General features: G+C 68.4%; 21 protein-coding genes and 1 pseudogene. 13 read left to right on the top strand and 9 right to left on the bottom strand.

Annotated elements, in window-relative coordinates; all coding sequences use genetic code 11:
- Positions 1-208: 208 nt before the first annotated feature.
- Positions 209-1,867 (bottom strand): recombinase family protein, encoded by a 1,659-nt coding sequence (locus tag OG883_RS03585; protein WP_266534831.1) that lies wholly within the window; start codon positions 1,865-1,867, stop codon positions 209-211.
- Positions 1,868-2,108: 241 nt separating this feature from the next.
- Here OG883_RS03585 and OG883_RS03580 point away from each other — a divergent pair, with 241 nt between their 5' ends.
- On the top strand, positions 2,109-5,315 hold the full coding sequence (locus OG883_RS03580; protein ID WP_266534828.1) for a tetratricopeptide repeat protein: 3,207 nt from the start codon (positions 2,109-2,111) through the stop codon (positions 5,313-5,315).
- A gap of 166 nt (positions 5,316-5,481) precedes the next feature.
- On the opposite strand, the gene OG883_RS03575 is transcribed toward OG883_RS03580, so the two are convergent.
- Together OG883_RS03575 and mca are read right to left on the bottom strand one after the other, a co-directional pair.
- Positions 5,482-5,736, bottom strand: a complete 255-nt coding sequence (locus tag OG883_RS03575; protein WP_266534825.1) for a hypothetical protein — start codon at positions 5,734-5,736, stop codon at positions 5,482-5,484.
- Positions 5,729-6,610: a mycothiol conjugate amidase Mca gene (mca, locus tag OG883_RS03570; protein WP_266534822.1), complete on the bottom strand. Its 882-nt coding sequence runs from the start codon at positions 6,608-6,610 to the stop codon at positions 5,729-5,731. Before mca ends, OG883_RS03575 begins: the two co-directional genes overlap by 8 nt.
- Before the next feature lie 152 nt (positions 6,611-6,762).
- Between mca and OG883_RS03565 the strand changes: the two genes are divergently transcribed.
- Positions 6,763-7,167, top strand: a complete 405-nt coding sequence (locus OG883_RS03565; RefSeq protein ID WP_266534819.1) for a DUF4307 domain-containing protein — start codon at positions 6,763-6,765, stop codon at positions 7,165-7,167.
- Between the two features lie 172 nt (positions 7,168-7,339).
- Positions 7,340-7,840 carry a transcription elongation factor GreA gene (gene greA, locus OG883_RS03560; protein ID WP_266534817.1) on the top strand — a complete coding sequence of 167 codons (501 nt, stop codon included), beginning with the start codon at positions 7,340-7,342 and terminating at the stop codon, positions 7,838-7,840.
- A 113-nt stretch (positions 7,841-7,953) separates the two neighbouring features.
- On the opposite strand, the gene OG883_RS03555 is transcribed toward greA, so the two are convergent.
- The 3 genes from OG883_RS03555 to ilvA all read right to left on the bottom strand — a co-directional run bounded on the left by OG883_RS03555 (position 7,954) and on the right by ilvA (position 11,366).
- Positions 7,954-8,811 carry an ABC transporter permease gene (locus tag OG883_RS03555; protein WP_266534815.1) on the bottom strand — a complete coding sequence of 286 codons (858 nt, stop codon included), beginning with the start codon at positions 8,809-8,811 and terminating at the stop codon, positions 7,954-7,956.
- Entirely contained in the window at positions 8,808-9,836 is a 1,029-nt protein-coding gene (locus tag OG883_RS03550; RefSeq protein ID WP_266534813.1) for an ATP-binding cassette domain-containing protein, read from the bottom strand. Before OG883_RS03550 ends, OG883_RS03555 begins: the two co-directional genes overlap by 4 nt.
- Before the next feature lie 300 nt (positions 9,837-10,136).
- Positions 10,137-11,366, bottom strand: a complete 1,230-nt coding sequence (gene ilvA, locus OG883_RS03545) for a threonine ammonia-lyase (RefSeq protein WP_266534811.1) — start codon at positions 11,364-11,366, stop codon at positions 10,137-10,139.
- Between the two features lie 145 nt (positions 11,367-11,511).
- On the opposite strand from ilvA, the gene OG883_RS03540 reads away from it, so the two are divergent.
- The 4 genes from OG883_RS03540 to OG883_RS03525 all read left to right on the top strand — a co-directional run bounded on the left by OG883_RS03540 (position 11,512) and on the right by OG883_RS03525 (position 13,072).
- Entirely contained in the window at positions 11,512-12,024 is a 513-nt protein-coding gene (locus tag OG883_RS03540; RefSeq protein WP_266534809.1) for a MarR family winged helix-turn-helix transcriptional regulator, read from the top strand.
- A 32-nt stretch (positions 12,025-12,056) separates the two neighbouring features.
- On the top strand, positions 12,057-12,518 hold the full coding sequence (locus OG883_RS03535; RefSeq protein WP_266534806.1) for a sigma factor-like helix-turn-helix DNA-binding protein: 462 nt from the start codon (positions 12,057-12,059) through the stop codon (positions 12,516-12,518).
- Complete coding sequence (locus OG883_RS03530) at positions 12,515-12,766, top strand: hypothetical protein (protein WP_266534803.1); 252 nt, start codon at positions 12,515-12,517, stop codon at positions 12,764-12,766. The genes OG883_RS03535 and OG883_RS03530 overlap by 4 nt, the downstream gene beginning before the upstream one ends.
- Positions 12,767-12,880: 114 nt before the next feature.
- Entirely contained in the window at positions 12,881-13,072 is a 192-nt protein-coding gene (locus tag OG883_RS03525; RefSeq protein WP_266534800.1) for a DUF1059 domain-containing protein, read from the top strand.
- 234 nt (positions 13,073-13,306) lie between these two features.
- Here the strand turns inward: OG883_RS03525 and OG883_RS03520 are convergent, their stop codons facing one another.
- Entirely contained in the window at positions 13,307-14,461 is a 1,155-nt protein-coding gene (locus OG883_RS03520; RefSeq protein ID WP_266534797.1) for a cystathionine gamma-synthase, read from the bottom strand.
- Between the two features lie 71 nt (positions 14,462-14,532).
- Between OG883_RS03520 and OG883_RS03515 the strand changes: the two genes are divergently transcribed.
- Together OG883_RS03515 and msrA are read left to right on the top strand one after the other, a co-directional pair.
- Positions 14,533-15,636, top strand: coding sequence for a hypothetical protein (locus tag OG883_RS03515; RefSeq protein WP_266534794.1), 1,104 nt, complete (start codon positions 14,533-14,535; stop codon positions 15,634-15,636).
- A 114-nt stretch (positions 15,637-15,750) separates the two neighbouring features.
- Positions 15,751-16,452 carry a peptide-methionine (S)-S-oxide reductase MsrA gene (gene msrA / locus OG883_RS03510; RefSeq protein ID WP_266534792.1) on the top strand — a complete coding sequence of 234 codons (702 nt, stop codon included), beginning with the start codon at positions 15,751-15,753 and terminating at the stop codon, positions 16,450-16,452.
- Positions 16,453-16,465: 13 nt separating this feature from the next.
- Here msrA and OG883_RS03505 read toward each other — a convergent pair whose 3' ends face one another.
- Both OG883_RS03505 and OG883_RS03500 read right to left on the bottom strand, forming a co-directional pair.
- Complete coding sequence (locus OG883_RS03505) at positions 16,466-16,936, bottom strand: NUDIX domain-containing protein (protein WP_266534790.1); 471 nt, start codon at positions 16,934-16,936, stop codon at positions 16,466-16,468.
- Positions 16,937-16,939: 3 nt separating this feature from the next.
- Positions 16,940-17,681, bottom strand: a pseudogene (locus OG883_RS03500) (helix-turn-helix domain-containing protein).
- Between the two features lie 118 nt (positions 17,682-17,799).
- Here OG883_RS03500 and OG883_RS03495 point away from each other — a divergent pair.
- From OG883_RS03495 to OG883_RS03480, 4 genes are all read left to right on the top strand, one after another.
- Positions 17,800-18,024 (top strand): hypothetical protein, encoded by a 225-nt coding sequence (locus tag OG883_RS03495; RefSeq protein WP_266534788.1) that lies wholly within the window; start codon positions 17,800-17,802, stop codon positions 18,022-18,024.
- On the top strand, positions 17,945-18,265 hold the full coding sequence (locus tag OG883_RS03490; protein ID WP_266541682.1) for a hypothetical protein: 321 nt from the start codon (positions 17,945-17,947) through the stop codon (positions 18,263-18,265). The genes OG883_RS03495 and OG883_RS03490 overlap by 80 nt, the downstream gene beginning before the upstream one ends.
- 272 nt (positions 18,266-18,537) lie before the next feature.
- Positions 18,538-18,816 carry a hypothetical protein gene (locus tag OG883_RS03485; RefSeq protein WP_266534786.1) on the top strand — a complete coding sequence of 93 codons (279 nt, stop codon included), beginning with the start codon at positions 18,538-18,540 and terminating at the stop codon, positions 18,814-18,816.
- A 1,553-nt stretch (positions 18,817-20,369) separates the two neighbouring features.
- Positions 20,370-20,612 (top strand): hypothetical protein, encoded by a 243-nt coding sequence (locus tag OG883_RS03480; RefSeq protein ID WP_266534784.1) that lies wholly within the window; start codon positions 20,370-20,372, stop codon positions 20,610-20,612.
- The last annotated feature ends 411 nt before the right edge of the window (positions 20,613-21,023 follow it).

Raw genomic sequence — 21,023 nt, 5'->3', positions numbered from 1 at the left:
GCCCCAATCCTTGCGTACGCGACGAAACCCCGCCCATGCGCCACGGGCAGAGCATACGAACGGGGCGCGTGCGGCTCAGTGCAGGCGCATCGAGCAGGGAGCGGGTGTTCATGGAGCGTCCCAGGCGGCTGTCACGCGTACGCTCGTTCGGATGCGAACTCCACCTCTGGCCGGGACTCTGGTCGCCGAAACCCGCCACCTCTGCGCATCACACCGCAGGTGTCACGTCCCAGCGTGAGAGCCAGTCGAATTCAAGCCGCTCAAGAATCGGGGTGTGGTCCCCCTGCCGGGCTGCTGGCTTGACCGTGATGCCTCTCTCCCCAAGGGCGCACTTCAAGAGCATCCGCCTATCTGCCGTGTCTGCCTCCTCCCACGCTTGTCTCAGGTTCTCAATCTGCGTGAGGGGGGCGAGGTCCGCTTCCGCGTCCAGATTTTCCAAGGTCACGGTCGTGCTGTCGATCACGGCACACAGCCGTTCGCTCAGTTCCTCAAAGCGCTCTTCGTCCATCTTGCCGTAGACGTAGAAGTCTTCTTCGAGCTTCTTCACACGCTGCTGTGCGGCTTCAAGTGCCTTCTGGGTCTCTTCCTTCTTGGCCCTTGTCTCCGGGTCCGCGAAGGCGAGCCACCGGCGGGCGATCTCGATGATCACCGGGTCATCGGGCGCAAGAGCAGTGATGTGGTTGACCCAGGCTTGTCCGACCGCGAAATCGATGCGCTCGGCCAGCGTCACAACACCCTCGCAGATGGACTTGCCACGCGTTTGCCGGACTTCGCATCGGTAGCGCCCTCCACGGTGGCTCATCGGGCCACCACACGCGTCAAGCTTCCCCTCAGCCTGCTTGTCCCGCATCCGTCCGCAGCGGTAGCTGCCCGTACCCAGATACTTCGCCTCCGGCTTTCCCCTGGCCCAACGCTCATCGGTCCGTTCGGCGATGAGTGCCTTGATCCTGAACCACTCAGCCGGAGTCACCACCCCCTTCCCGCACATGACAATCTCACCCTTCTCATTACGCAAGGGCTCTCCGTAACCCTCCCAGGAATCCATCGGGTTGCCGTGCTCGTCCGCCTTGCGCTGCCGCACAGGGACCATTCCCGCGAAGAGCGGGGACTGGGCAAGCTTGCTCACTGCGGTAGGTGACCACGTAGCCCCGCTCCGGGTGCGATGGCCTTCCTCGTTGAGCTTGTGGGCGGTGTCCTTCGTGCTCTTCCTGTCGAGCAACAGATCCGCCAGCCGACGGGCGGTCTCGTACTCCTCCGTGTGGTGCTCGACCTTGCCGCTTCCCCGCGCGCTGTAGAGCCCGAACGGGGGCCTGCCCGTTCCCCGTCGGCCCTCCGCCTTGTGGGAGTCATGGCCGATCTGGACTCGCTTCGCAATGTCCTTCGATTCCTCCCTGGCGCGTTCGCTCAGGATGGCGAAGACCATGCGCCCGCCCTTGGCCGAGTCCAATCCTTCAGAGACGGACACGAGACGCGAGTGTCGGCGGTCGAACTCATCGAGCATTCGGCCGACCGCTCCCATGCCGCGCCGGTCGAAGCGGTCCGTCTTCCACACTCCGAGCGTCCTGGACTCACCGTTCATGATTGCTTGCGTGGCCTTCTCGAACTCTCGCCGCCGCACATAGGTCTTGGACGCCGAGAGCTGATCAAACCAGACGTGCCGAATCTGGAGTCCGGCCGTCTCGGCCCAGCGCACCAAGTCGCGGAGGTGTCCGCGGAGGGTGGCAAGGTCCTCTCTCTTGTTGCTCCGCCGTAGGTAGGCGTCCATCAACCCCGACGGTTCCGCCGTGGCGGGTTCGTCCAGCCCCATGGCTTTCAGTTCGTCGGGGCTGAGCCCCAATCCGACCAGCGTCACGTGATCACCGCGCATCGCAACTCCCTCTACTCTCAAGGGAAACGGTATGGAAGCAATGGACCTTGGACCTCTACTTTCCCGAAGTGCGGCACAGTTCGCTCATCCGAACGCGGTTGATCGTCAGACTCTCTCGCGCTGACGCGCCGTACGCAGGACACTTGTCGCCGGACCGGAACCGGAACGCAAGCCGGTAGGAAACCGGAACGCACCGGAGCGCAAGCGGGAACGGAACCGGAACTCTCGGAGGGGGACGCACATGCGGGACAGCCACCGGGCGGAAGCCGAGCGGCTGTTGGTACGCGCCGTCGAGGAAGAGGTACGGCGTTCGGGAGGGCGGTCGGACTCGGGTGTGCTGCTGGCACGCGGGCGGGCCGCTCTGGACACGATGGCGGCGAATGCCGACGAGGAGTACACGGCGTACGAGCACGCGCTGGCGGAAGCGGAGGCCGGGCAGCAGCCCCTGTCCGCGCACTTCAGCCGGCAGAACATCTCGACTCCCCTGCTGGTGACGGCTGTTGCGGCGGCCGCCGCGTTCGGCGCGGACGTCGCACTCGGTACGGCGCTGGACACCGCGTTCGCCGCCGGCGCGCTCGTCGCCGGCGCCGGGGCGGCCACCACCGTCGCCAAAGTGACCGCGTCGCACTGGCCGGCCGCCCACCGCAGGGCCGGCGCGCTCGGCCAGCCGGGTGGGGCGGAGCAGCTGCGGCTGCAGTGGCTGACGGCGCTGGAGGTACGGGGCATCCGCCCTTTCCTGGACCAGCAGCGGATGCTGGCCTCGACCACCCGTACCGCAAAGAAACCGGCCGTGGCGCCGCAGCTGCGAGGCGCGGACCGCAGCGCCGCGGCGCGCAGGAGGTCCGTGCTGGAGCAGTCCTTCGGTCATCTTCCGGAGCCGGCGGGCGCGTTCGAGGGCCGTCGGGAGGAGATGACGCAGATCGCGCAGTGGGTGCACGCCGCCCGCGCCTCCACCGAGACCAGGCCGACGGTCGTGGTCCTGTACGGCGCGGCGGGCGCGGGGCGCACCACGCTCGCGATCCGGGCCGCGCACGATCTCAAGGACCAGTTCAGGGGTGCCTGCGTCGTCGATCTGCGCGGTGAGGGCGGTCAGCCGCTGTCCACGCGCGACGCGCTGCTGCATCTGCTGAACCGGCTGGGCGCGCCGCGCGAGCAGTTGCTGTTCCGGGAGCGGTCCTCGGCCGAGCAGCAGGTCAGGCGGCTGGGCGAGCTGTACCACCAGCATCTGACGGGTCTGCCGGTGACGGTGGTGCTGGACGACGCGAGCGATCCGGACCAGGTGCGCACGCTGGTGCCGGAGCGCTCGGACAGTCTGGTGCTGGTCACCTCGCGCACCCGGCTCGAGCTGCCGGCGGACATTCCGGCATGGGTGCACCAGCTGCCGGTCGAGGCGCTGGACGCCGCGGGCGCGGAGAAGCTGCTGCGCGCGTCCGCCCAGGAGCCTGCGACCGGTCCGTACGACGCCCAGTCGGCCGACGAGGTACGGGAGTTGTGCGGCGGGCTGCCGCTCGCGCTGCGTATCGCGGGCTCGTCGCTCGGCCCGCGCACCACACACCGGCTGGCCGCGGACCTGGGTGCCTACGGTCCGGTGGACCCGGTCGAGCGGGCGCTGTGGCTGCGCTACACCGACCAGTCCGAAGAGGGGCGGCGGCTGCTGCGCCGGCTCGCGCTGGCCGGTCGCGCGTCACTGGGCGCGGCCGCCGCTGCCGCGCTGCTGGCCACGGACGAGCAGGAGTCGCAGCGGCTGCTGTCGGACCTGGCCAAGGCCGGTCTGATCGACCATGTACGCGCCAGCCGCTACCGGCTGCACGACGTCGTACGGTCCTTCGCGCGGGCCCGCCTGCTGGACGAGGAGGAGGCCGCGGACCGTACCGCCGCGCAGGAGCGCCTCATCGAGAACTATGCGGAGCTGGCCGGCGCCGTGATCCGTATGGTCGACGGCAAACTCTCCACCCGCGCGGGCCAGTTCGGGGCGCACGGCTTCTCCTCCCTGGACGCGGCGCTGCGCTGGCTGGACGACGAGTCGAGCTTCATCACCTCGGCACTGCGGCACGCGGAGGGCGTGAACCAGCAGGCCGTACTCAATCTGCTGGGCGCGCTGTGCGACTACTGTCTGCTGCGCGGGGACCTGTACCGGCTGGGCGAGATCAGCGAGCTGTCGCAGGCGGTGGACCAGGGGCTGCTGGAGCGTTCCGTACGGTGGCGTACCGGCATCGCGGCCCGCCAGCTCGGCGAGCTCGACAAGGCCAACACCACGCTCTCCTCCGTCGTCGGCCTGTATCGCGAGGCGCACCACGACGCGGGCACCGCGCTGGCGCTCTGCTCGCTCGGGATCACCCTGCACCACCAGGGCAATCTGACCGAGGCGGCCGCGAAGCTGAACGAGGCGATCGAGCTCCAGTCCTCGCAGGAGCAGGCCGAGGACCGGGCGTGGTCGCTGCACGCGCTGGCCGCGGTGGAACGCGACCGGGCCAACCTCAACCGGGCCCTGGCCCTGCTGGCCACCGCACTGACCCTGCACAGGGAGGGCGAGTCACTGCACGGCGAGGCGTGGACGCACTTCCAGCTGGGCCAGGTGTGTCTGCGCATGGGCGATGTCGTACGGGCCGAGTCCGAGCTGCGCGAGGCCCTGGACCTGTACGGCCGCACCCATGACGAGCGCGGCGAGGCCTGGGCGCTGACCCAGCTGGCCCGGGCCCGGCTGGTGGACGGCGACCCGGCGCAGGCCGTGGACCAGCTGCGGCAGGCCCTGTCCCGCCACCGCGACCAGGAGGACGCACGCGGTGAGGCCTGGACGCTGTACTACCTGGGCCAGGCGCTGGAGGAGCGCGGCGACCGCGACCAGGCGGTACGCGAGCTGGAACGGGCGCGCACGATGTTCTCCCGGATGCGCGACGTGTACGGCCTGGCCTGCGCCCGGCACCACTCGGGCCGGGTGACGAGGGACCAGCGCGCGGCCCAGACCGGCAATCTCCGCAACTCCGGATTCGCCCGCCAGCTCCTGGTGGACGCCCGCGCGGACTTCGCCCGGATCGGCGTGGCGCACGGCGAGGCATGGACCTGTCTGGAGCTGGCGCTGATCGACGCGGGCAACAACCGCGCGGCCCAGGCGCTGGCGCTGTGCGACGAGGCGGCGGCGCTGTTCACGTCGTACGACGACCGGCGCGGCGCGGACTGGGCGCGCTTCCTGCGCTGCACACTGCTGCCGTTCGCCTCCCCGGGCGGCATCGAGGTCGGCACGGTGGTGGCCCAGGAGGAACTGTCCCGGCTGGTGGAGACCAAGCACTCCGCGCGCGACGGCAAGCTGGAGGACTGTGCGGAGGCCCTCTCGGTGATGCTGCAGCGGGGGGTGCACCTGGAGGACGGCTGGCAGGCGTGGCAGCTGGGGATGGTGCCGAACCGGCATGCGCGGGAGGTGATGGGGGTGCCGGTGGGTGCGGCGACGTAGCCGGCCGGGGCTCCCGCCGCTGCCGCCCCGGACTCCGGTCCTCGAGCGCCGGACGGGCGGCTGTGTCTCGCCTTCAGACGCCGGACGGGCTGCTTGTCTCGCCCTCAGACGCCGGACGGGCTCGATGCGAGCCCGTCCGGCGCCCGAGGGCACACCTCGCAGGGCCTCACACCGCGGCGGGGCCCGACGTGCGCTTGGGGTCCTTCGCAGTCGCGCCCGCCTTCGGGTCGGGAGCTTCCTCGAAGTCGACCTTGCCCATGTGGCGGTTCATCGACTTCATCAGCAACCACACGCCCACGGCCAGCGCCGCGAACACGAGGAAGCCGAGGACTCCGGGGGTCACCTTGTTGTCGTCGACCTCCTTGGCGAGAGGGACGAGATGCGTCAGTGCGAGGTTTGCGCTTGCGCTCATATCAGGCATTGTCGCCGATGCCCGCGAAGAGGTCGTCCTCGGGGAGGGAGGTATCGACCAGAGACTTGGCGAGCTCGTACTCCTCGGTCGGCCAGACCTTCTTCTGGATGTCCATGGGAACGCGGAACCAGCCGCCGTCCGGGTCGATCTGCGTCGCGTGCGCGATCAGCGCCTTGTCCCGGATCTCGAAGAACTCCGCGCACGGAACGTAGGTGGTCAGCGTCCGCTCGGCGCGCTGGAACTCCTTCCAGCGCTCCAGCCACTCGCCGTACGGGGACTCCATGCCACGCTCGATCAGCGCCTCGTGCAGCGCGACCGTACGGGGACGGTTGAAGCCCTGGTTGTAGTAGAGCTTCTGCGGCTGCCAGACCGGTCCGAACTCCGACTCGGGGAACTTCTCGGCGTCGCCCGCTCCGTCGAAGGCCACCATCGAGATCTTGTGGGTCATGATGTGGTCGGGGTGCGGGTAACCGCCGTTCTCGTCGTAGGTCGTGATGACCTGCGGACGGAACGTGCGGATGGACTTCACAAGGCGGCCGGCGGCGCGCTCCACGTCCTCCAGGGCGAAGCAGCCCTCGGGCAGCGGCGGCAGCGGGTCGCCCTCCGGCAGGCCGGAGTCGACGAAGCCGAGCCACTCCTGGCCGACGCCGAGGATCTCGCGGGCCTCGTCCATCTCCTTTCTGCGTACTTCGTGGATGTTCTTCTCGATGTACGCATCACCCTGGAGCTTCGGATTGAGGATGGAGCCGCGCTCGCCTCCCGTGCAGGTCACGACCAGCACGTCCACCCCCTCGGACACATACTTGGCCATCGTGGCCGCGCCCTTGCTCGACTCGTCGTCGGGGTGGGCGTGAACGGCCATCAGTCGCAGCTGCTCAGTCAAGTCTCGATCCTCAGTGATTCGTCGCGAAATACCGGTGCCGTCCCGCAGGGACGTCGATATGGGGCGGCGGTCGGGTCGCGGGCGGGCGGCTTCTATAGTGACCGAATCGGGGGACGGAAAATTCCGGCAGCCCCTGCTCGAGAGGAACAATCATGACCGCGGTGCGCGAGGAGCTCCCGGAGGGCCGCTACGGCCGCTCGGCGGACCGGCGTGCGGACCGCAGGCTCAAGATCGTGGGCGCGGGCATGGGCGTCGCACTGCTCGCCATGGTCGGCTGGTTCGGTTACGACTACATCGCGGGCCAGAAGATCAGCGCTGAGCTCATCAAGTTCGATGTCGCCTCCGACACCGAGGTCCAGGTGCACCTGGAGGTGCGCAAGGAGAGCGACGCCACCGGCACCTGCACCCTGCGCTCCCGTGCGAAGGACGGCGCCGAGGTGGGACGCCTGGACGTCCGTATAGACCAGCGGGACGAGCAGCGGATCGACCAGGTGGTGAAGGTGCGCACCACCGCGCGTGCGACGAGCGCAGAACTGGTCGGCTGCACCGCAAGCTGACGGCGGGCTGACGGCGGGTCCCGGCGCTGACCTGCGCCGATGTAATTCTGATGGCTTTCGTCCTCCCCCTTCCGCCACGAAATTGTTAGGCTCGTGGTTTCGCCCACCCAGGGAGGCACATCCTTCAGGGTAGGGCGTTGCTTTGTATTCCCAGTACCTACGAGGAGCACCTGTGACCCAGACCAGCGAAAACGTCACCTGGCTCACCCAGGAGGCGTACAACCAGCTCAAGGCCGAGCTGGAGTACCTGTCTGGTCCTGCGCGCACGGAGATCGCCACCAAGATCGCCGCTGCGCGTGAGGAAGGCGACCTGCGCGAGAACGGCGGGTACCACGCGGCCAAGGAGGAGCAGGGCAAGCAGGAGCTCCGGGTTCGCCAGCTGACCCAGCTCCTGGAGCACGCCAAGGTCGGCGAGGCGCCTGCCGTCGCGGACGGCGTGGTCGCGCCCGGCACGGTCGTGACGATCGCCTTCGACGGCGACGAGGACGACACCGCGACGTTCCTGCTCGCCTCGCGGGAGTACGCGAGCGCCGACATCGAGACGTACTCACCGCAGTCCCCGCTCGGGTCCGGCGTGAACGGCAAGAAGGTCGGCGAGAACGCGGAGTACGAGCTGCCGAACGGCAAGAAGGCTTCGGTGAAGATCCTTGCGGCCAAGCCGTACAAGGGCTGAGGCGCAGGGAACACCGGGCGGCACCGGACAACGCCGGAGGGGCCGGACCGCATGAACGCGGTCCGGCCCCTCTGCCGTGCCCCAGGTGCGTATCCGGGCGTGAGCCCCCGGCCTCAGGCCGTCGCCGAGCGGTACTTGCGCACCGCCAGCGTCCGGAAGGCCACGATGATCAGGACGGACCAGATGATCGAGGCCCAGACGGGATGCTGCATGGGCCAGGCATCGGGCGCCTTGTAGTCCGGCGGCAGATTGCCGAACAGCTCACGGGCGGCCTGCACCGTCGCGCTGAAGGGATTCCACTCGGCGATGGTCCGCAGGAACGTGGGCATGTTGTCCGACGGCACGAAGGCGTTCGAGATGAACGTGAGCGGGAAGAGCCAGATCAGCCCGCCCGATGTGGCCGCCTCGGGCGTACGGACCGAGAGGCCGATCAGCGCGCCGATCCAGGAGAACGCGTACCCGAGCAGGAGCAGCAGGGCGAAGCCCGCCAGCACGCTGGCGATGTCCTCGTGGGTGCGCCAGCCGACGATCAGGGCGACGATCGCGAGCACCACCAGGGTGAGCGCGGTCTGCACGAGGTCGGCGAGCGTACGGCCGGTGAGGACCGCTCCGCGCGCCATGGGCAGCGACCGGAACCGGTCGATGAGGCCCTTGTGCATATCGTCGGCGATACCGGCGCCCGCGCCCGCCGTGGCGAACGTGACGGTCTGCGCGAAGATCCCCGCCATCAGGAATTCGCGGTACGCGGCCGGTGAGATGTCGCCGTTGACGGAGATCGAGCCGCCGAAGACATAGCTGAACAGCACCACGAACATGATGGGCTGGATCAGCCCGAAGATGATCATCTCCGGGATGCGCAGCATCCGGATCAGATTGCGCTTGGCGACGACGAGCGAGTCGTTGAACGACTGCACGATGCCGCCGCGGGGCCTGGGGGCCGCGATCTTGACGGCGTCCGTTGTGGAGGTCACTTCGCGGTCTCCTTCCTGGACTTCTTGGGCTGCGCGTCCTGGGGACTCTTCGCGCCCGGCGTCCCGCCGTTCCCCTGGTCCTCCAGCTCGGCGTGGTGGCCGGTGAGGGAGATGAAGACGTCGTCGAGGGTGGGACGGCGCAGGCCGATGTCGTCGATCTCGACACCGCGGGCGTCCAGTTCACGGATGACTTCGGCGAGCAGCTTGGCGCCACCGGCGACCGGGACGGTGAGCTTGCGGATGTGGTCCTCGATCGCGACCTCGCCCTTGCCGAAGCCGGCCAGCACGTCGCGGGCGGGGGTGATCTGGTCGCGCTCGTGCACGACGACCTCGACACGCTCGCCGCCCGTACGGGCCTTGAGCTGGTCCGAGGTACCGCGGGCGATGACCTTGCCGTGGTCGATGACGCAGATGTCATGGGCCAGGTGGTCGGCCTCTTCGAGGTACTGGGTGGTGAGCAGCAGCGTCGTACCGCCGCCGACCAGTTCCTGGATGACTTCCCACAGCTGCATCCGGTTGCGGGGGTCGAGTCCGGTGGTGGGCTCGTCCATGAACATCACGGGCGGGGAGACCACCAGGGCCGCGGCGAGGTCGAGCCGGCGGCGCATACCGCCGGAGTACGTCTTGGCGGGACGGTCGGCGGCGTCCGCGAGGTTGAAACGGTCGAGCAGCTCGACCGCCCGGGCCTTCGCGTCGCGCCCGCTCATCTGGTAGAGCTGGCCGACCATCTGGAGGTTCTCACGGCCCGTCAGATATTCGTCCACCGCGGCGAATTGGCCGGAGAGGCCGATGCAGCGGCGGACTTCGTTCGGGTGCTTCAGGACGTCGATACCGGCGACGACGGCCTTGCCGCTGTCGGGCTGCAGCAGAGTGGTGAGTACGCGGACGGCGGTGGTCTTGCCGGCTCCGTTGGGGCCGAGGAGGCCAAGGACCGTGCCTTCCGGGACGTCGAGATCGACGCCGTCCAGAGCCCTTACCTCACCGAAGGTCTTGACCAGACCTTCGGCGTAAATGGCGCCTGGCATATGGGGTCTCCCAATGTGGCAGGTGGATGGGGTACTTCGTACGGAAAAGCTTGAATTTGCCGGTTTCCCCGCACCTGGCGGGAACATGGCAGGAACACCGTAACGCGATACATCGCGACACTCAAGACTGTGTCGCGAGATGTATGTCGTGAGTGTGTATCGCGAACGTCGCAGGCGTCGCAGGCGTCGTGAGTATCGCGGGCTTCGTCGGCTTCGCGGGTATCGCGGGCATCACGAATGTGTCGCGTATCGCGGGTATCGCGGACATCACGAGGGACTGCCCACGAGAACGGGACGGGCTCAGCCCAGGACGGTGTACCCCGCCTCGCGCAGTGCCGCCGCGACCTCCACACAGTGCTCCGGGCCCTTCGTCTCCAAGTGCAACTCCACCTCCACCTCCGTAAGTCCCAGCCGCGGATCAGTCCGGACATGCCCCACATCGAGCACGTTGGCGTCGACCACCGTCAACGCCCCGAGCAGCCCGGCGAGGGCTCCCGGCCGATCCGTCAGCCGCAACCGCAGCGAGAGATAGCGCCCCGCCGCGGCCATTCCGTGCCGCAGGATGCGCTGCATCAGCAACGGGTCGACATTGCCGCCCGACAGCAGGGCGACGACCGGCCCCTCGAACGCCCTCGGATCGCTCAGCAGCGCTGCCACCGGGCTCGCCCCGGCCGGCTCGACGACCAGTTTGGCCCGCTCCAGGCAGAGCAGCAGGGCGCTCGAAAGCGCATCCTCGGAGACCGTACGGACCTCGTCGACAAGATCGCCAATGATTTTGAACGGCACGTCGCCGGGACGGCCCACCTTGATGCCGTCCGCCATCGTCGACGGCGACTCGATCGTGACCGGATATCCGGCCGAGAGCGAGGGCGGGTACGCGGCCGCGCCCTCCGCTTGCACACCGATCAGCTTCACATCCGGACGCAACGCCTTCACCGCCACCGCGATACCGGCCGCGAGCCCGCCGCCGCCGATCCCGATGACGATCGTCCGCACCTCCGGGCACTGCTCCAGGATCTCCAGACCCACCGTGCCCTGCCCGGCGATGATGTCGGGGTGGTCGAAGGGGTGGATGAAGACCGCGCCCGTCTCGCGCGCGTACTCCTGCGCGGCGGCCAGGGTCTCGTCGACCACCTGACCCTGCATCCGCACATCGGCGCCGTACTCCCTGGTCGCGGCAACCTTCGGGAGCGGCGCCCCGACCGGCATGAACACGGTGGAACGCACGCCGAGCAGCGAGGACGCCAGCGCCACACCCTGCGCGTGGTTTCCGGCGGACGCGGCGACGACGCCCGCCGCCTTCTCCACCGGAGACAGCCCGGCGATCCGTACGTACGCACCGCGCAGCTTGAAGGACCCGGTCCGCTGCAGGTTCTCGCACTTGAAGTGGACAGGGGCGCCCACCAGCCCCGACAGATGCCTGCTGCCCTCCATCGCGGTCATCCTGGCCACCCCGGAGAGCATCTTCTGCGCCCCTCGGATGTCGTCGAGGATGACGGGGCGAAAGGTGCCAGACGTGCTGAAGCTCATGACGTCAAGTCTCGCAGCTCACCGGCGGGGCGGCCGCCCGTCACCCGGTTCCTCACCGGTTTGCGCAGCGCCGGTACGCACCGGGGCGGGGCCGCGTACTCTGTCCCCCACCAACCGACCACCGCACGAGAGAGCCCCCACAGCCATGCCCACTTCTCAGGACATGACGACTCATCTCGACCCCGGCCTCCTCGATGCCCTCCAGCACCAGGTGGCCGTCTTCGCACGCCGCGCGGAACAGACCCGGCTCGGCGGAGTCGGCCAGGTCCGCAACTCCATGGACCGCGCCGCCTACTTGCTGCTCAACCGGCTCGACAAGGAAGGCCCGATGGGCGTCAAGGCGCTCGCCGCGGGGATGGGGATCGACTCCTCGACCGTCACCCGCCAGGTCGCGCCGCTCGTCGACACCGGCCTGGTCAAGCGCACCTCGCACCCGGAGGACGGCCGCGCGGTCGTGCTCCAGCTCTCCCCGCGCGGCCAGGCCAGGCTCGAGGAGGTCCGCTCCTCGCGGCGCGAGCTCATGGCACAGGTGACGGACGGCTGGACGGAGACGGAGCGTGAGTCGTTCTGCACGCTGCTCACCCGTTTCAACACCGCGCTCTCGGCCCGCCAGTCGGGCCCGCCGTCCGCGGACACGGAGACGCCTCCGACCTCTTGACCCGAGTGGCACGGCTGCCGCTATATGAGGACGTGAGCGAGCGGCAGACTGCCCATCGGCTTCGCCGCGCCCGAGAATTCGAGGCATTCGTGGCGGGCGCCGCCGGCCGGCTGCTGCATGCCGCCACGCTCCTGACGGCCGAGCCGCCCGCCGCCAACCCGCACGCCCAGCAGTTGCTGACCGCCGCGCTTGCCCATACGTACGCGGACTGGGACCGGCTGCGCGGCGAGGACCCGTACGACCGCACCCGTCAGGAGCTCGTCACCCGCTTCGCCCGCGGCGCCTGGCGCTACCACAAGGTGCGGGGCGGTCGGGGCGGAGTGCTGGATCGGCTCACTCCGCAGGAGCGCCTGATCCTGGTACTGCGCCTGTACGAGGGAGTGGCGGAGGAACAGACGGCGGCGCTGATCGGGCTCCCGGTGGAACGCGTCCGGTCGATCTCCAGGCGCGCGATCGCAACGATGCGCAGCACACCGGTGGCGACGGCGTCATGAGCAGCGCGGACCCCAAGGAGAACGACGTCCGCCGGATGCTGGAAACCCGCCACCCGACGGTCCCCGCGGACCTGGCGACACGCGCCGAGGAGCGCGGCACCCGGCTGCTGCGCCGCCATCTCGTCGTACGCAGGGCGGGATGGCTGCTGCTGGTGGCGGCGGCCATCGCGTTCGCGGTGTGGGGGGCGATGGTGGAACCGTGGGTGACGCCGCCGGCGGAGACGACGCCGCCGCTGGAGGGCTGGTAGCGGCTCCCCCTCCTGCCCTCCCCACCCTTCCCCGTCCGGATCGCCGTATATGCCGCCAGATCTATGGTGGAAGGAGCGGCATAAAGACCGAGCCGCACCGTCGAGGAGGTCGTCATGACCAGAAAAGTTGCCGACTGCCGCAATTCGCCGAGCGTCATGAACTGCTCACTCACCATCTCCGGTGAGGAAGAGGAAGTCGTACGGGCCGCATCCGAGCACGCGGTCTCCGTCCACGGACACACGGACGACGAGGAGCTGCGCACGATGGTCCGCGCATCGCTCGAGGACGAGAAGGCCAACGCCTGAGCGGAAACGACCTGGCCCAGCGCCCGGACCTGCGTCGCGCACAGCGCCAGTGACGGGTGCACGTCACCGGTACACATGGCCGGTACGCATCGCCGGCGCACATCACTCGTGTACACATCGCTGGTGCACATCACTGGCGCACAGCACTGGCGCAGGCGGTAAGGCCGGCGCCCGGGCCGGGTCCGCATGAGCAGAACCCGGCCCCGGCGCCGGCCTACGCAGGACAGGCCGGGACTAGCCCAGCGCCTGCTTCAGGTCCGCCAGCAGGTCGTCCGCCGACTCGATGCCCACCGACAGACGCACCAGGTCGGAGGGAACCTCGAGCGCCGACCCCACCACCGACGCGTGCGTCATCCGGCCGGGGTGCTCGATCAGCGACTCCACGCCACCCAGGGACTCGCCCAGTGTGAAGAGCTTCGAACGGTTGCAGACCTCGACCGCCGCCTCCTCGCCGCCCACGACCTGGAACGACACCATGCCACCGAAGGCCTTCATCTGCTTCGCGGCGATCTCGTGGCCCGGGTGCTCGGCCAGACCCGGGTAGAGGACCTTCGTGACCTTGGGGTGCTTGGTGAGCAACTCCGCCACACGGGAGGCGTTCTCGCTGTGCCGGTCCATCCGGACGGGCAGGGTCTTGATGCCGCGCAGCACCAGCCAGGCGTCGAAGGGCCCGGCGACGGCACCCATCGCGTTCTGGTGGTACGCCAGTTCCTCGCCCACCGTCTCGTCCGCCGCGACCAGCGCACCGCCGACGACGTCCGAGTGCCCGCCCATGTACTTCGTCAGGGAGTGCACGACGATGTCCGCGCCGAGCGCGATCGGCTGCTGAAGGTAGGGGCTCGCAAAGGTGTTGTCGACGACGAGCTTGGCGCCCGCGCCGTGCGCCACGTCCGCGACCGCCGCGATGTCGGTGATACCCAGGAGCGGGTTGGACGGGGTCTCGACCCAGATCACCTTGGTCTTCGGGGTGACCGCGGCACGGACCGCCGCGGGGTCGGAGGTGTCGGCCACCGACCACTCCACGCCCCACCGCGAGACCACCTTCGCGAAGAGCCGGAAAGTGCCGCCGTACGCGTCGTTCGGGATCACCACATGGTCGCCCGGCGCCAGCAGCGTACGGAGCAGGCAGTCCTCGGCCGCCAGTCCGGACGCGAAGGCGAGCCCGCGCCGGCCGCCCTCCAGGGCCGCCAGGTTCTCCTCCAGTGCCGTACGCGTCGGGTTGGCGCTGCGGCTGTACTCGTAGCCACCGCGCAGTCCACCCACCCCGTCCTGCTTGTAGGTGGACACCTGGTAGATGGGCGGGACCACCGCGCCGGTCAGCGGATCCGCGGTGTTGCCCGCGTGGATGGCGAGGGTCTCGAAGCTGTGGAAACTGTGCTGGTCGGTCATGAGGTCCGAGCGTAGTCCGGGCAGGGCACCGGGCGTGGCCCACCCCGACCGCTGTCCGGGACAATGGCCGTATGGAGATTCTCTGGTTCCTGATCGCGATGTGCATGCTGGCCGCGATCCTCGGTCCTTACCTGCGCCGTCGCCGCGGCGGCATCCGCCTGGTCTCGCCGGGCGCACCCGATGCGGCCGACCCGGACACGTACGGATTCGTACGCCAGGAGGAGCTGGACATCCGGCTGCCCGGCCCGGACCAGGACCTCCTGGACGTCCTCGACGTCGTCCAGCGCACCCAGGACTGGCGGGCCGCCTCCCAGCTGCTCGCCGGGACCCCGAAGGAGGGCGAGGTGCGCTGGCAGCGCGTGCAGGCCTTCGCCGGGGCGGCCTCGCTGGAGCTCCAGCAGCAGCCGGGCGTGGGCGGCGCATGGCTGCGGGCCTGGCGCTCGGAGTCCGGGAAGGACGCGGGCGGCGCGCAGGTCCACGCGGAGTTCCTGGTGCAGCAGGCCTGGCGGTCCTCGGCGGCGGGGACGGACGACTTCCGGATCATCCTGGAGGAGGCGCGGACGGTCTGCGGCGAGGCGGCGCTGCTCGCCCCCGGCGACCCGATTCCGTACATCGTCGAACTCGCCGTCGCGCGCGGACTCGGCTACACCCCCGAGCAGTTCGACCAGGTGTGGGCGAAGGTGATCGACCGCGCCCCGGCGCACATGGGCGCCCATCTGGCCGCGCTGCACTACTGGTGCGAGAAGTGGCACGGCTCGCGCCAGGAGGCCGACCACTTCGCGACGACGGCGGCGGCCCGCGCCCCGCAGGGCTCGCTGCTGGCCGCCCTCCCGCTCTTCGCGGTGTACGAGCACGTCCCGGACCTTGTTCTGGTGCAGGGCTTCTACCAGAGCGCGGTCGTGACGAAGGCGATGGAGGGCGCGCTGTTCGCGGTGCACGCCGCCCGCGCGGACGACCCGATGCTGGCGCACGTACGCCATCTGCTGATCCTCTTCCTCGTACGGTCGGAGAGGTGGGCCGAGGCGATGAACCAGCTGGTGCGGGTGGACGGCCACATCGGCGCACTGCCGTGGACGCTCAGCGGCGACCCGGCGGCGGAGTACACGGTGTACCGGGCGCTGGCGGTGGCGGGCTACGAGGCGAACGGCGGAAGCCCGGCGACGCTGCTGCGCTGACCGTGCGGCCGGCCGTGCGCGGTCCGCGAGGGCAGGCCCCGGGCGTGGGCGGCGGAATGCGCGACGGGGTTCGTACGTTTGCCTGTACGGACCCCACTCTCCGAGGAGCCCCGCATGTTCCTGTCCCACCGCACCCCCCAGCTCCCCACTCCCGACCAGGCCCTGCGCGGCCGCCCGGAGCCCGAATTCCAGGTCCCCGACCGCCACACCGTGCTGGGCAACCCCCTGCTGGGCCCCTACCCGCAGGGCCTGGAGGTCGCGGACTTCGGCATGGGCTGTTTCTGGGGCGCGGAGCGCAAGTTCTGGCAGACGGAAGGCGCCTGGACGACCCTGGTCGGCTACCAGGGCGGGTCCACCCCGAACCCTGTGTACGAAGAGGTCTGCTCGGGCCTGACGGGCCACACGGAGGCGGTCCGCGTCGTCTTCGACCCGTCGGTCGTGTCGTACGCGGAGCTGCTGAAGCTGTTCTGGGAGTCCCACAACCCGACGCAGGGCTTCCGCCAGGGCAATGACGTGGGCACGCAGTACCGCTCGGCGATCTACACCCACTCCGACGCCCAGGCGACGGCCGCCGCGGCCTCACGCGAGGCGTACCAGCGGGTCCTGACGGGGTCGGGGTACGGCACGATCACGACGGAGTTGCTGCCGGCGGAGGGCCGCCCGTTCTATCCGGCGGAGGCGGGCCACCAGCAGTACCTGGACAAGAACCCGGCGGGGTACTGCGGGATCGGCGGGACGGGCGTCAAGCTAAGTACCCCGTTCGAGACCAACTGGGGTGCCTCGTGCCCGACCGGCATCGCGCCTGCAGAGGACTGATCCCAAGGGGCCGTCAGCCGAGGTAGGGCCGGTTCCGGTCTTCCAGGAAGTGCTGGATGCGGAGCCGCTGCGTGTGGTGCATGGGGAGATCTGCGAGGTCGTCCGCGTCGATGAACCTCAGCTCCGTGGACTCGTCCGAGATCGCGAGTTCTCCACCAGTCACACGCGCGGTGAAGCACACGTTGAACTGTCGGCGCACCTCGCCGTCCGTGTAGGCGATCACGTGACGGGGATCGGTGTAGGTGCCGACCAGCCCGATGATCTCCACGTCGAGTCCCGTCTCCTCCTTGACCTCACGCACTGCCGTGCCGGGCAGGGAGTCGGCCATCTCCATGCCGCCGCCGGGAAACGCCCATAGATCGTTGTCGCGTCGGCGCTGGAGCAGAATGCGCCCCTGGTCGTCGGTCACGACGGCCGACGCGGCAACGACCAAGCTGTTCGGCTCCGGCGCCTCCGGATCGTCGTAGTACTCGGTGCGCGCCACGGGTCACTCCTCTTGCACGGGGGTCGCTGTCGCCCATACTGCATCGAAGCTCTGGGCGTAGGTGTCGAAGATCCCTCCGGCACCATTGCGGCGGAGATGCCAGTCGGGTGCACCGTAGGCGTTCACTCCCCAGACATGGGCGTTGACCAACAGCTGATCGTCTGCCCGGTAGAGCGAGTTGTAGAGCGTTGTCTGGTGGGTCCGGAGTTCGATTCCCGGTAGTCCGACCAACGGCCGGTAGTGCATAAGGGCGAGTTGGCACCTCGACTCGATGCCGTGGCCGAACCGTTCCTCCTCGCCGCGCTGCCTAACGTTCTCGCTTCCGGCGTCGCCCAGGGCGATCCGGACGGAGCAGCCTTCGGCAGCGCGCTCACGCAGAAGATCGTTGAGACGCGGGTACGCCTCGTGCAGGAAGACCGCTGCATAGACCAGAACGTCGATGTGCTCGCGGGCCTGGGCCAGCATGTCGGTGAACGTGGACACCGGGACATCGGCGCGTTGGTCGTACAGTGCAACCAACTCGGTGCTGACCGCGCGTGCTGCGCGTGCCTGCCGGAGTGCTGGCCAAAGAGCGTGCACGTCTTCTCCTAATGTCTCTGCCGCCAGCATGGCCGTGGCGCGACGTGGTGCGGCCCAGATTGACCCAGCGCTCAATGGACTTGGGGTCGACCTCTGCCTTCGCTGCGAGGCTGGCATAGGTCCAACCTCCGGCTGCCATGGCGGCTCGAAGCCTCTCGTTCGGCATCGCAGTCTCTCTCTGAAATCGGGGACGTTGGTAGGGACGTTCTACCGCGTGCTGGACGTCCCCAAATGGGTCTGGGGGGAGGTACCCACGTCCCGGTTACCGGCGTGATCCTCCCTGCATGAGCGACGAACGAGCTCCGGAAGTGGGAACGTTGGCGCTGGACGCCAAGACTGGCCGGATCGGTCAAGTTATGGGACACGTGGGTCCGTACGTGCAGCTGCGACCACCGCACGGTGGCACAGAGTGGGATGCGCGACCGGAGGATGTCCGACCGGCAGGAGATCACGCGCGTCTCCGCGCGCGCGTTGCTGAGGTCAACGCGAACAGTGGGGGCGTCCTGTGAAGCGTTCGATCTTCCGCCACGTCAGTTGGACCATGGCGCGGAGACTGCTCCGGAAGCGCCGGAGATGATGCACGAGCTGGAGTGCACGACGTGCGGGGCCGAGTCAGGAGCACAGGAAGACTTCGAGGTCGCGCGTCACTGGGCCTTCGCACACACGGGCGGCAGTCCCTCGCATCGCGGCTACCGCGAGCTCGTGACGCGCTTCTGGCGCATGACCCCGGCCAACGGGGAGTACCTGTGAGGCAGCGCTTATTCAGCGTTTTGATCGTGATCTTCTGGACGGCCGTAGTCGTACCGGCGGCCATAGTCAGCGCTCCTGGCCACGGCTGACCCAAGACATGTGAGACCGGACCACCCCTCGCCTGGACAGCTTCCGGGGTGGTCCGGCCCGGAGCCCTCGCGGACCCCGGTGCCGATGGTACTGGGGCCGCTGTCATGCCCGTGACTCACGTGCAAGCGCTCCAGGTGCTCAACGACAGTTCCTGGGAGGGAAGTTCTGTGCAGCACGATCCGATGGACCCGGACTTCGACGGCGAGGCTCTGGAACCGGACGGCTGGATATGGGTGCGCGGAGTGGACTACGTGGCTGGCTGGCGGAGCGCTACAGACGCGGCGGCTGAGCTAACCATCGCCATGGCTGAGGCAGGCATCGACACATCAGGGGTGGCAGCGAAGGCAGGCACTGGCCCAGACGGTTCAGGTGTCCTCCGGCTGTCCCTTCCCGTCGACACGGCCCTTGCGTTAGCGAAGGTTGCCCGGACGAGGCCACTCGGGTTGGGCAAGGCAGGATGAATCCGAGGCGGCCTGCGGTCCGGGTCATGGAGGGGCGGGACCTGAGCTTGGGAATCACCGCGCTTCTGCGGCCCGTTGTGGCTTTGACCAGGCACAACGCATGCTGGAACCAAGCCTGGGCTGCGTGGCCCAGCACCCGCCATTGACCGTGGTTCCCCGCCTCGTCGGGCACGCATCGGGCACGGAACCAATGACAGACACGGAGGTCGTTTCATCTTTACCTCAGAGCCGTTCCAGGTCCGATCACAGCGGGTGCAGCTCGATGTGCAATCGCATGCGGGCTGGCCAGTGGCCTAAATCCCGCTGGTGTTCAGCGATTAACGCGGTCGCTCTGAGGCTGAGAGCCTGTCGATGGTCATGGCGCCGTGATCTCGAACCAATGCCGTCTGCGATAAGCCTCGTTGCTCGCCACGACGGCTGTGTGAGGTGCCTGTCTGGCCGGTTCTTCGCGCTGCCGCCCGTAACCCGTTCGCTCATTCGGTAAGATGCCCGCATCCGGCTCGCGGAGAGTCGGATGGCGGCATGTACCCGCAGGCCCGGCACCTGAGGACGCTGCAGATGGGTGTGGTTCACCCAGCTCCGCACGAGCTTTTGACGGGTTCACGAGGTATGTGACCGAGAGCGCCAGCCGGGTGGCATCGAGGTATCAGCATGCCTGAAAGCGTGAATAAGGCCATCGTCCGCACCCGAGTGGGATTCACTGGCGAGCCCAAAGAGGCGGCGCTAGCGGGGGTTCCACGAGACGGGTCACTCGGTCTCGACACCTGCTTGCCCGAGCAACGCACCCTCCGTGCGCTGTTGGCACTCGGTCTTTTCAACCGATTGGGACTCGGGGAAGCACGACCGCCTGCCTGGTGGGGACTGCACACACTCGTCGCATACGACATCACGGCCTCGCCTCGCCACAACCGGCTCGTCCTCATCACGGACGTACCGCACAACGTGGCCCCGTACCTTTTGCCCAGTCGTGATGGCGGAAGCTCGCTACCAGGGCTTCGACTTGAAGAGTTCCGCGGACGCCGCACCTACGTTGCACGCCACCTGCCCACGGACGCGCAACTTGTAATCACCGGGAACCCGTCCGGCACTTGGAGTGCAGCTCAGCGTCCCTCCCCGCGCTGGGACTTCTTCTCAGTTGATGAGCCCCTCACCCAGTCGGAACGGACACAGCTTGAGCAAGTCCCCGATATGAATGCAGACGTTAAGCGTCTGTTGGCCGGCCTCACGGCCCGTATCGCAGCACAGGATCCTCAGCGCGGATGGGCGATCGGCAACTGGTTCTCCGACCCACTGCAGCGCCCTGGTTGGCTCAACGACGGGAGCGAAGAGCGATACGGGAAGCAACTGTGGGGCTCCGGGTATATTTGGTCGTTCCGGTGGAACGGCTTTCCTTACGCCGAAGACGTGGCCGCGTCACTGACGGCGCCCCAGGTCGGCGTTCCCGGCGCTACGGTGCACGATGCTGGCGACCGTTTGGATGTGCGGTTGGGACGCACAACGCTCAGCCTGCATGGACGACGAGCAACTCTCCAGCGGACGCGAGGGCGGTCCTCATGAGCTGGGACAATGCGACGCTGATCATCCTGGCAAGTTTCGGCTGCGCAACGTTGCTGCTCACGCAGATCGCCGAGGTGCTGTCCAAGCTTCCGGCGATTATCCGTGCTTGGCACGAAGTACGGCGCGCGCTTCAAGCGGGGCTTGATCAGCCCCCGAGAGAAGAGACCCCGCAAGAAATCGACGAATTGAGTCCCATGACGGGTGGGGAAAATTCACCAGAGGAACGCCACTCTGCGTGACACGAGAAAGCCCCGGGCCGCTGGCCTGGGGCTTTTCCATGGAGCGGGTGACGGGAATCGAACCCGCGCTCTGAGCTTGGGAATCACCGGCCGCTTCCAGCGGATATAAGTGCTGACCTGTGGAAACGAAAGGAATCAGAGGGTGCTCTAGCCTCCCCTCGTGACCGTGGTTGACCGGTGATCGCTGCCCTATCTGGTGCACCTGCCGTGAAGGCCACCCTGTGTCATTGCTGAGCCGGCGGGGCCTCCCTGGGACCGTCGTCGTCGCTGACCCGTCCCACCAAAGTCGCCCACTCCACGCAACGGATCGCGCCATACGGGCCATAGGCAACAGGGCCTTCTGATCCGTAGCTCTACGTGGATCAGTCGGGGGTGGTCATAGCGGTCGCTGCGAAGCCTCTGGGGGACGCT

This window comes from Streptomyces sp. NBC_01142 (genome assembly GCF_026341125.1).
GTDB lineage: Bacteria > Actinomycetota > Actinomycetes > Streptomycetales > Streptomycetaceae > Streptomyces.
The sequence above is the reverse complement of the archived record's forward strand: the minus strand, read 5'-3'. Positions and strand labels throughout refer to the sequence as shown.

Bases quoted from the DNA above. Each gene is read 5' to 3' on its own strand.
- OG883_RS03585 (WP_266534831.1), bottom strand. From the start codon at position 1,867: ATGCGCGGTGATCACGTGACGCTGGTCGGATTGGGGCTCAGCCCCGAC.
- OG883_RS03580 (WP_266534828.1), top strand. From the start codon at position 2,109: ATGCGGGACAGCCACCGGGCGGAAGCCGAGCGGCTGTTGGTACGCGCC.
- OG883_RS03575 (WP_266534825.1), bottom strand. From the start codon at position 5,736: ATGCCTGATATGAGCGCAAGCGCAAACCTCGCACTGACGCATCTCGTC.
- OG883_RS03565 (WP_266534819.1), top strand. From the start codon at position 6,763: ATGACCGCGGTGCGCGAGGAGCTCCCGGAGGGCCGCTACGGCCGCTCG.
- OG883_RS03550 (WP_266534813.1), bottom strand. From the start codon at position 9,836: ATGCCAGGCGCCATTTACGCCGAAGGTCTGGTCAAGACCTTCGGTGAG.
- ilvA (WP_266534811.1), bottom strand. From the start codon at position 11,366: ATGAGCTTCAGCACGTCTGGCACCTTTCGCCCCGTCATCCTCGACGAC.
- OG883_RS03540 (WP_266534809.1), top strand. From the start codon at position 11,512: ATGCCCACTTCTCAGGACATGACGACTCATCTCGACCCCGGCCTCCTC.
- OG883_RS03530 (WP_266534803.1), top strand. From the start codon at position 12,515: ATGAGCAGCGCGGACCCCAAGGAGAACGACGTCCGCCGGATGCTGGAA.
- OG883_RS03525 (WP_266534800.1), top strand. From the start codon at position 12,881: ATGACCAGAAAAGTTGCCGACTGCCGCAATTCGCCGAGCGTCATGAAC.
- OG883_RS03520 (WP_266534797.1), bottom strand. From the start codon at position 14,461: ATGACCGACCAGCACAGTTTCCACAGCTTCGAGACCCTCGCCATCCAC.
- OG883_RS03515 (WP_266534794.1), top strand. From the start codon at position 14,533: ATGGAGATTCTCTGGTTCCTGATCGCGATGTGCATGCTGGCCGCGATC.
- msrA (WP_266534792.1), top strand. From the start codon at position 15,751: ATGTTCCTGTCCCACCGCACCCCCCAGCTCCCCACTCCCGACCAGGCC.
- OG883_RS03495 (WP_266534788.1), top strand. From the start codon at position 17,800: ATGAGCGACGAACGAGCTCCGGAAGTGGGAACGTTGGCGCTGGACGCC.
- OG883_RS03490 (WP_266541682.1), top strand. From the start codon at position 17,945: ATGTCCGACCGGCAGGAGATCACGCGCGTCTCCGCGCGCGCGTTGCTG.
- OG883_RS03485 (WP_266534786.1), top strand. From the start codon at position 18,538: ATGGACCCGGACTTCGACGGCGAGGCTCTGGAACCGGACGGCTGGATA.
- OG883_RS03480 (WP_266534784.1), top strand. From the start codon at position 20,370: ATGAGCTGGGACAATGCGACGCTGATCATCCTGGCAAGTTTCGGCTGC.